The 7,413-nt window shown below is 68.7% G+C and carries 10 protein-coding genes; 7 read left to right on the plus strand and 3 right to left on the minus strand.

What is annotated here, in order from left to right; translation table 11 throughout:
* The 3 genes from I71_RS02670 to fliI all read right to left on the minus strand — a co-directional run.
* The coding region (locus I71_RS02670; protein WP_244433590.1) for a YbaN family protein at window positions 1-221 on the minus strand (221 nt) is incomplete at its 3' end.
* A gap of 187 nt (window positions 222-408) precedes the next feature.
* Window positions 409-1,011 (minus strand): hypothetical protein, encoded by a 603-nt coding sequence (locus I71_RS02675; RefSeq protein ID WP_042690071.1) that lies wholly within the window; start codon window positions 1,009-1,011, stop codon window positions 409-411.
* Window positions 1,008-2,351, minus strand: a complete 1,344-nt coding sequence (fliI, locus tag I71_RS02680; RefSeq protein WP_042690074.1) for a flagellar protein export ATPase FliI — start codon at window positions 2,349-2,351, stop codon at window positions 1,008-1,010. Before fliI ends, I71_RS02675 begins: the two co-directional genes overlap by 4 nt.
* Before the next feature lie 126 nt (window positions 2,352-2,477).
* Between fliI and I71_RS02685 the strand changes: the two genes are divergently transcribed.
* The 7 genes from I71_RS02685 to I71_RS02715 all read left to right on the plus strand — a co-directional run.
* A complete protein-coding gene (locus I71_RS02685) occupies window positions 2,478-2,870 on the plus strand; it encodes a flagellar basal body rod protein FlgG (RefSeq protein ID WP_042690094.1) in 393 nt (130 codons plus the stop codon).
* Window positions 2,871-2,885: 15 nt separating this feature from the next.
* Window positions 2,886-3,305 carry a flagellar basal body rod protein FlgC gene (gene flgC / locus I71_RS02690; protein ID WP_085940669.1) on the plus strand — a complete coding sequence of 140 codons (420 nt, stop codon included), beginning with the start codon at window positions 2,886-2,888 and terminating at the stop codon, window positions 3,303-3,305.
* Between the two features lie 11 nt (window positions 3,306-3,316).
* Window positions 3,317-3,676, plus strand: a complete 360-nt coding sequence (locus I71_RS02695) for a flagellar hook-basal body complex protein FliE (RefSeq protein ID WP_049975888.1) — start codon at window positions 3,317-3,319, stop codon at window positions 3,674-3,676.
* A gap of 80 nt (window positions 3,677-3,756) precedes the next feature.
* On the plus strand, window positions 3,757-4,023 hold the full coding sequence (gene fliQ / locus I71_RS02700) for a flagellar biosynthesis protein FliQ (RefSeq protein ID WP_042690077.1): 267 nt from the start codon (window positions 3,757-3,759) through the stop codon (window positions 4,021-4,023).
* 38 nt (window positions 4,024-4,061) lie between these two features.
* The gene (locus tag I71_RS02705) at window positions 4,062-4,802 is read left to right on the plus strand and encodes a transglycosylase (protein ID WP_042690080.1); all 741 of its coding nucleotides are present in this window, start codon (window positions 4,062-4,064) and stop codon (window positions 4,800-4,802) included.
* A 79-nt stretch (window positions 4,803-4,881) separates the two neighbouring features.
* A complete protein-coding gene (gene flhA / locus I71_RS02710) occupies window positions 4,882-6,975 on the plus strand; it encodes a flagellar biosynthesis protein FlhA (RefSeq protein ID WP_042690083.1) in 2,094 nt (697 codons plus the stop codon).
* A gap of 3 nt (window positions 6,976-6,978) precedes the next feature.
* Window positions 6,979-7,413: flagellar biosynthetic protein FliR (locus I71_RS02715; RefSeq protein WP_042690088.1), on the plus strand; the 435-nt coding region annotated here is incomplete at its 3' end.

Here is a 7,413-nt window from a genome sequence, read left to right on the forward strand (position 1 = left end):
CATTCGCGCACGGCACGGCCGAAGCGCGGGTCGTTGCGCATCCGCTCGCGCAGTTCGGGATTGCCGCGGGCATAGGCCCAGCCTGCGACCAGCAGGAAGGGAACGGTGGGCAGGATGGGCAGGAACGCTCCGGCGGTGGCGAGTCCGACCGCGCCATGGCCGAGGAGGAGCCACAGCCGCCGCCGTCCCTTTCCCATGCCGTTGCCCTTGCTTTCGTCCACCGTCCGCCTGCCCGTCCTGAACCGCCTTGCGGATCATTGAAGCGTGCCCGACGGTGCTGTGCAAGTGGGGGTTGGTCACCCCGCGGGGCAGCGAAGTCACGTTAAGAAGGTCGCCTAATAAGCCCTCTCCCCGGGGGAGAGAGGGCCTTACGCTGCGTACTGTTAACCTGACTTCGTTCCCCTGCGGTCACCCTGCCTTGCGCACCATCCCCGGTGCGCCGGCCTTCGCCGTCGCTTCCAGGCTGTAGAGCTTCGCCAGCAGCTGCGGCGCCGGCTGCTCGCCCGTTGGCGCCGCCGCTGCCGTCTCCGCCACCGGGGCGGTTTTGCGGCGCAAGGCTTCCGTCAGGGATTGGGGGGAGGGCAGGGACGGATCGGCGCCACTCCCGCCGCCCATCCAGGGCAGCGTCCCAGACGGCGCTCCCTCTGCCACCGCGGTCTCCGTCCCATCCTCCAGCAGGCTGCCGATATGGCCCAGCACGCTGTCGCCGGTGACCTCCTCGAAGGCGACCATGGCGGCGCTGCCGATCAGGCCGGGCAGGCCGCCGAACAGGAAGCCGCCGGCCAGACGCGCCGGGATCGAAATCTCCTCCCCCGTCGCCTCGCGGTAGACCGACCCGACCACGGGCAGTTGCTGGAGCGGGTTGACCACGTCGAGCAGGTCGTCGAACCCGACGCTCATCCTGTCGGCCAGCGTTTCCTCCGGCTCGGCGGGCGCTTTGCGCTGGGCGGTCGGCGGTGTCACGGCCTGGGCGGCCAGTCTCTTGTCGATGCCCGGGGTATTGACGCTCATGCATGGTCTCCGATGGCGGCGAGCAGCGAGTCCAGCCGCGCGAAGCTGTCGGCCGAGGGGGAGGGGTCGTCCTTGCCCTGGCGCAGGAACTCTTCCAGTTGCGGGTGCAGGTCGATGGCGGCGTCGGTTTCCGGATCGGTGCCGCGCTTGTAGGCGCCGAGCTGGATCATCTCCTTCATGCCGTCATAGTTGGCGGCCAGTGCGCGGGTGCGGCCGACGATGCGGTTCTCCCGTGCGTCGTGGCAGCCGGGCAGGGCGCGCGACACGCTGCGCAGCAGGTTGACGGCGGGATAGCGCCCCTGTTCGGCGATCTTGCGGTCGAGCACCAGATGCCCGTCGAGGATGCCGCGCACCGCGTCGGCAATCGGTTCGTCATGGTCGTCGCCGTCGACCAGCACGGTGAAGATGGCGGTGATGTCGCCGTCTCCACCGCTTTCCGGACCCGGCCCGGCGCGTTCCAGCAGGCGGGGCAGCTCGGCGAAGACGCTGGGTGGATAGCTCTTGGCGGTCGGCGGCTCCCCGGCGGCCAACCCGATCTCGCGCTGGGCCATGGCGAAGCGGGTGACGCTGTCCATCAGGCACAGCACATGTTTCCCATGGTCGCGCATTTCCTCCGCCACCGTCATGCACAGCAGCGCCGCCTGTCGGCGCATCAGCGGCGGCTCGTCCGACGTGGCAACGATGACGACGGAGCGCGCCAGCCCTTCCGGCCCCAGATCGTCCTGGATGAATTCGCGCACCTCGCGGCCGCGTTCGCCGATCAGGCCGATGACGATGGCGTCGGCCTCGGCATGGCGGGCGACCATCGCCAGCAGGGTCGATTTCCCGACGCCCGACCCGGCGAAGACGCCGAGGCGCTGGCCGCGGCACAGCGGGACGAAGCTGTCGATCACCCGGATGCCGCTGTCCAGCCGCGCCCCCACCCGGCGCCGGGCACAGGCGGCCGGCGGCGGCTGGCGCAAGCTCCGCGGATGCTCGCCGTTCCGCAGCGGTCCCTTGCCGTCGATCGGTTCGCCCAGCGCGTTCACCACCCGGCCGAGCCAGCCGGGTCCGGGCCTGAGCGTGAAGGCGGTGTCGTCGGTGACGGCTGCGCAGCCCTCCGCCACGCCGTCGAGATTGTCGAAGGCCATCAGCAGCGAGCGGCCGTTGCGGAAGCCGATGGTCTCGCACAGCACCCGCCCGCCGCGCACCGTCTCCGCATGACACTTGTCGCCGACCGACAGCACGCGCTGCAGCCCGTCGATCTCCAGCGTCATGCCGGCGGCCGAGCGGATTTCCCCGCGCCAGTGGCGGGTCGGCAGCCGGTCGAGTTCCGCCGCCAGGGTGGCGAGTGCCGGCATCGCTGCAGTCTCCCTCATGCCTGTCGATGAAGGCAGAGTAGAGCAGCGAATTTAAATCCGGTTTTAAACGGGCGGGATCATCGTCCGGCCCAGTGTTCCTGCGAGATGTGGTGGACCGAGGTCGCAATGGATTTAGGTAAAATCGGTTTCTTTCAGCTTGCCGGCACGCGGCTGGACTATCTGGCGCAGCGGCAGAAGCTGATCGCGGAGAATGTCGTGAACGCCAACACGCCCGACTACCAGGCGCGCGACCTGAAACCCTTCGACAGCGTGATGGAGGGCATCCGTCCGGTGGAGACCGCCCGCACCTCCGGCCTGCATCTGGCGAGCACCCGCTCCACCGCCGGCTTCCGCGAGGAAGGCAATGCCGCGCTGTGGGAATCAACCCCCAGCGGCAACGCGGTGTCGCTGGACCAGGAAATGATCAAGGGCAGCGAAACCCGCGACGCCTTCGCGCTGACCACCAGCCTGTTCCAGCGCAATGTGCAGATGCTGCGCATGGCCTGGAGAAACGGTTAAGGACGGAGACGGGCCATGATGAACGATGTCCTCGGCGCCACGCTGAAGATCGCCGGCGCCGGCCTCCAGGCGCAATCGACCCGCCTGCGCGTGGTGGCGGAGAATCTCGCCAACGCCGACAGCACCGCCACTGCCAAGGGCGGCGATCCCTACCGCCGCAAGACGGTGTCCTTCGACAGCGTGATGGACCGCGGCGTCGGGGCGGAGCTGGTGCAGGTCAAGCAGATCGGCCGCGACCGCAGCGACTTCCAGCTCGCCTACGATCCCTCGCACCCGGCGGCCGACGACAAGGGCTATGTCAAGAAGCCGAACGTCCAGCCGCTGGTCGAGATGATGGACATGCGCGAGGCCGGCCGCGCCTTCGAGGCCAGCATGAACGTCATCGAACAATCGCGCGCGATGATGACCCGCGTCGTCGATCTGCTGCGTAGCTGAGGAACAGTTCCATGATCGAGATGTCCGTCGGCCGCGTCGCCGCCGCCTATGCCGCCAACCGCAGCCCGATCGCCAGCGGCGTCGCCGAGACCCAGGCGGCGGCCTCTCCCCTGTCCTCCGCCAACCAGACCGACGCGGTGGCCGCCAGTGCCGAGAGCGACTTCGGCGGTTTCCTCGACAAGTCGATCTCCCAGGCGGTCGACACGCTGAAGGAGAGCGAGCGCGTGTCGCTCGCCGCCGTGTCGGGCAAGGCCAGCGCGCAGGAGGTTGTCCGCTCGGTGCTCGCTGCCGAGATGACGGTGCAGAGCGTCGTCGCCATCCGCGACAAGATGGTCCAGGCCTACCAGGAGATCATGCGCATCGCGGTGTGAGGCTTGGCGCGCTTGCCCTCCGGGAAGAATCCCCTCTCCCCCCCGGGGAGAGGGGGATCCACAACCAAGGACCCCACCCCATGAACCAAGCCGATGTGCTGGAGGTGCTGCGCAGCGGCATCTGGACGACCCTGCTGGTTGCCGCCCCGCCGCTGATCGTCGCGGTGGTGGTCGGCGTGGCGATCTCCCTGGTGCAGGCGCTGACGCAGGTGCAGGAGATGACGCTGACCTTCGTGCCGAAGATCGTCGCGATCCTGGTGGTGACGGTGTTGGCGTTGCCCTTCATGTACGGCACGCTCGCCACCTACGCCGACCGGCTGAGCGACCTGATCGTCGCCATCGACTGACGCGCTTGGCGATGCGCCTCCCCTCGTTGCGAGCGGTCATGGTCCCCCTTCTCGGGCTGCTCGTGAGTCCGGCCGGCGGTGCGGCGGCGGCCCCCCCCTCCCAGATCGGCGTGTGGAGCACCGCGCTCTATGCCGCCCCCAAACCGCCGCCCCAATCCCCGGCCAAAGCGCTGCCACCGGAAGCGCAATGCATCGCTGCCATCCTTGATGCGGAGAAGGCGGCCGGCATCGCCGACCATCTGCTGCTGGCGATGGGCTTCACCGAATCCGGCCGGCGGACGGAGGACCGGTTGTTCACCGCCTGGCCCTGGACCGTCAACACCGAAGGGCAATCCCATTACTTCCCGACGCGCGACGCGGCGATATCCTTTGTGCGCGAGACCCAGGCGCGCGGCGTGCAGTCCATCGACGTCGGCTGCCTTCAAGTGAATTTGCGCTGGCATCCCGACGCCTTCCCCGATCTGGTCACCGCCTTCGATCCGGTCGCGAATGCCCGCTATGCCGCCTCCTTCCTGTCGGCGCTGCGGCGCGACCACGGCTCGCTCGAAACCGCCATTGCCCGCTACCACTCCGCCCAGTCCGAACGTGGCGAGGCCTATCGCCAGCGGGTCGTCGGCAATCTGCGCTGGGTCGCCGGGGCGTTGGGCTATCTGGAAACGCTGGCCGCCGGACCCGGCGGCTCCGCCCCGGTCTGGACCGCGGCCGAGCGCGGGCGCTTGAGCTTCCTGTCCGGCCTGTTCGCCGACGGCCCGGCCCGACCGCTGCTGCCGGCGCAGTGACAGCTTAAATCCCGGTTTTACCGCGCCCCCCTATCGTTGGCGAAACGGCCCCTCTCCCTCGAACCCTTCCGGGACCTCCATGACCCTCACGGATCACGTCCGCAGCCGGTTCGGCCTGATCGGCGACATCGGCTTGGCGAACCGCGACGTGCTGTTCGCTGTCGGCATCCTGCTGGTGCTGGCGGTGCTGTTCCTGCCGGTGCCGTCCTGGTTCCTCGATCTCGGGCTGGCGTTGTCCTTCTCGGTCGCTGTGCTGGTGCTGATGGTGTCGCTGTGGATCCCGCGGCCGCTGGATTTCTCGTCCTTCCCCACCGTCCTGCTGGTGGTGACGATGCTGCGGTTGGCGCTGAACATCGCCTCGACCCGGCTGATTCTCAGCGAGGGGCATCACGGCCACGCTGCCGCCGGCCATGTCATCCAGGGCTTCAGCCAGTTCGTGATGGGCGGCAACTTTGTCATCGGCGTGGTGATCTTCTGCATCCTGGTCGTCATCAACTTCGTCGTCATCACCAAGGGCGCCACCCGCATCGCCGAGGTCGGCGCCCGCTTCACGCTGGACGCCATTCCCGGCAAGCAGATGGCGATCGACGCCGACCTCTCCGCCGGCATGATCGACGAGGCCGAGGCGCGGCGCCGCCGCAAGGAGCTGGAGGACGAGAGCACCTTCTACGGCGCCATGGACGGTGCGTCGAAATTCGTGCGCGGCGACGCGGTGGCCGGTCTGGTCATCACCGTCATCAATGTTCTCGGCGGCATGGCCATCGGCATCGCCCAGAAGGGGATGAGCTTCGAGCACGCCGCCTCGATCTACACCACGCTGACGGTCGGCGACGGGCTGGCGACGCAGATCCCGGCGCTGGTGGTCTCGCTGGCCGCCGGCCTGCTGGTCACCAAGGGCGGCAACATCGGCTCGGCCGAAAAGGCGGTGATCGACCAGCTCGGCGCCTATCCGAAGGCGCTGCTGGTGGCGTCCGGCCTGCTGGTGGCGCTGGCGATCACGCCCGGCCTGCCGATGGCGCCCTTCCTTGCCATCGGTGCCGCCTTCGCCGGTCTCGGCTGGTACGCGCCGCGCCGCAAGGCCCGCGCCGCGGCGCTGGCCAAGCTGGAGGAAAGCCGCAAGGCGCCGCCCGCCGCCCCCGAAGAGGCGGTCGAGGACATGCTGAAGGTCGACGAGGTGAAGGTCGAGGTCGGCAACCACCTCGTCCCGCTGATCCTCAACAAGAACGGCCCGCTGACCACCAAGGTGAAGACTCTGCGCAAGCGCTTCGCCACCGAATTCGGCTTCGTCCTGCCCTCGGTCCGCATCAAGGATTCCAGCTTCCTGGCTCCCAAGAGCTACGTCATCAGCATCATGGGGGTGGAGGCGGCGAAGGGCGAGGTGCGCCCGAAGCATCTGCTCGCCATCGACCCCACCGGCGGCGCCGTGCCCGACATCGCCGGCGACGCGACGCGCGAGCCGACCTTCGGCCTGCAAGCCAAATGGATCGATCCCGCCCGGCACGAGGAGGCGGTTGCAAAGGGTTACACGGTGGTTGATCCGGAAAGCGTCATCACCACCCATCTGACCGAAATCATCAAGGACAACCTCTCCACCCTGCTGACCTTCGCCGCCCTGCAGAAGCTGATCGACGGGCTGGGCCGCGAGTACCAGAAGCTGATCAACGACATGGTGCCGAGCCAGATCTCGCTGGTCGTGCTCCAGCGCGTGCTGCAGCAGCTTCTGTCGGAACGGGTGTCGATCCGCAACCTGCCCGCCATCGTCGAGGCGGTGGCGGAGGCGGTCGGCTGGACCCGCCACATCACGTTGATCACCGAACATGTGCGGATGCGGCTGGGCCAGCAGATCCACCAGGGGCTGGCCGGGCCGGACGGCTTCGTCTCGGTGATCGCGCTCAGCCCGCGCTGGGAGCAGGCGCTGCTCGACAGCATCGTGGTGGAGGGCGATGACCGCCGCTTCGTCATGCCGCCCAGCCAGGTGCAGGAGTTCCTGACCGCCGTCCGCCTGAAGATCCAGAAGCACGCCACCTCGCAAATCTGGCCCGCCCTGCTGGTGGGAGCGGAAGCACGGCCCTTCGTCCGCTCCCTGCTGGAGCGGGTCAGCCCGATGACCCCGGTGCTGAGCCATGCCGAGCTGCACCGCAAGGCGGCGCTCAAGACCGTCGATCAGGTGTAGGCCATGGGGGATTTGAACCAGTTCCTGACCCTGGAGATCTACCGCGGCCTGCTGGTGCTGGCGCGGGTGGCGGCGGCCATCGGCCTGCTGCCGGGCTTTGGCGAGGCGGCGGTGCCGATGCGGGTGCGGGCGGCGCTGGCGGTCATCGTCACGCTGGTGCTGCTGCCGGGGGTGGAGGGACTGCCCGACCAGATGCCGGACCAGCCGGTGGAGATGCTGCGCGCGCTGGCCGGCGAAACGCTGGTCGGCGCCTATCTCGGCCTCGGCGCCCGGCTGTTCATGGCCGCCCTCCAGACCACCGGCGCCCTGGCGGCGCAGGTGGTGGGGCTGAGCAACCCCTTCTCGATGGCGGCGGCGGGGTTCGAGGGCGGGTCGGTGCTGTCCGGCGTGCTGCTGATCGGCGGGCTGGCGTTGCTGTTCGCGTCGGACGTGCATTAC

Source organism: Azospirillum sp. B506, assembly GCF_000333595.1.
GTDB lineage: Bacteria > Pseudomonadota > Alphaproteobacteria > Azospirillales > Azospirillaceae > Azospirillum.

What these genes read in the sequence shown, in the direction of transcription:
- flhA (WP_042690083.1), top strand. Translation starts at nt 4,882, where the DNA reads ATGACCCTCACGGATCACGTCCGCAGCCGGTTCGGCCTGATCGGCGAC.
- flgC (WP_085940669.1), top strand. Translation starts at nt 2,886, where the DNA reads ATGATGAACGATGTCCTCGGCGCCACGCTGAAGATCGCCGGCGCCGGC.
- I71_RS02685 (WP_042690094.1), top strand. Translation starts at nt 2,478, where the DNA reads ATGGATTTAGGTAAAATCGGTTTCTTTCAGCTTGCCGGCACGCGGCTG.
- fliI (WP_042690074.1), bottom strand. Translation starts at nt 2,351, where the DNA reads ATGCCGGCACTCGCCACCCTGGCGGCGGAACTCGACCGGCTGCCGACC.
- I71_RS02675 (WP_042690071.1), bottom strand. Translation starts at nt 1,011, where the DNA reads ATGAGCGTCAATACCCCGGGCATCGACAAGAGACTGGCCGCCCAGGCC.
- I71_RS02695 (WP_049975888.1), top strand. Translation starts at nt 3,317, where the DNA reads ATGATCGAGATGTCCGTCGGCCGCGTCGCCGCCGCCTATGCCGCCAAC.
- fliQ (WP_042690077.1), top strand. Translation starts at nt 3,757, where the DNA reads ATGAACCAAGCCGATGTGCTGGAGGTGCTGCGCAGCGGCATCTGGACG.
- I71_RS02705 (WP_042690080.1), top strand. Translation starts at nt 4,062, where the DNA reads ATGGTCCCCCTTCTCGGGCTGCTCGTGAGTCCGGCCGGCGGTGCGGCG.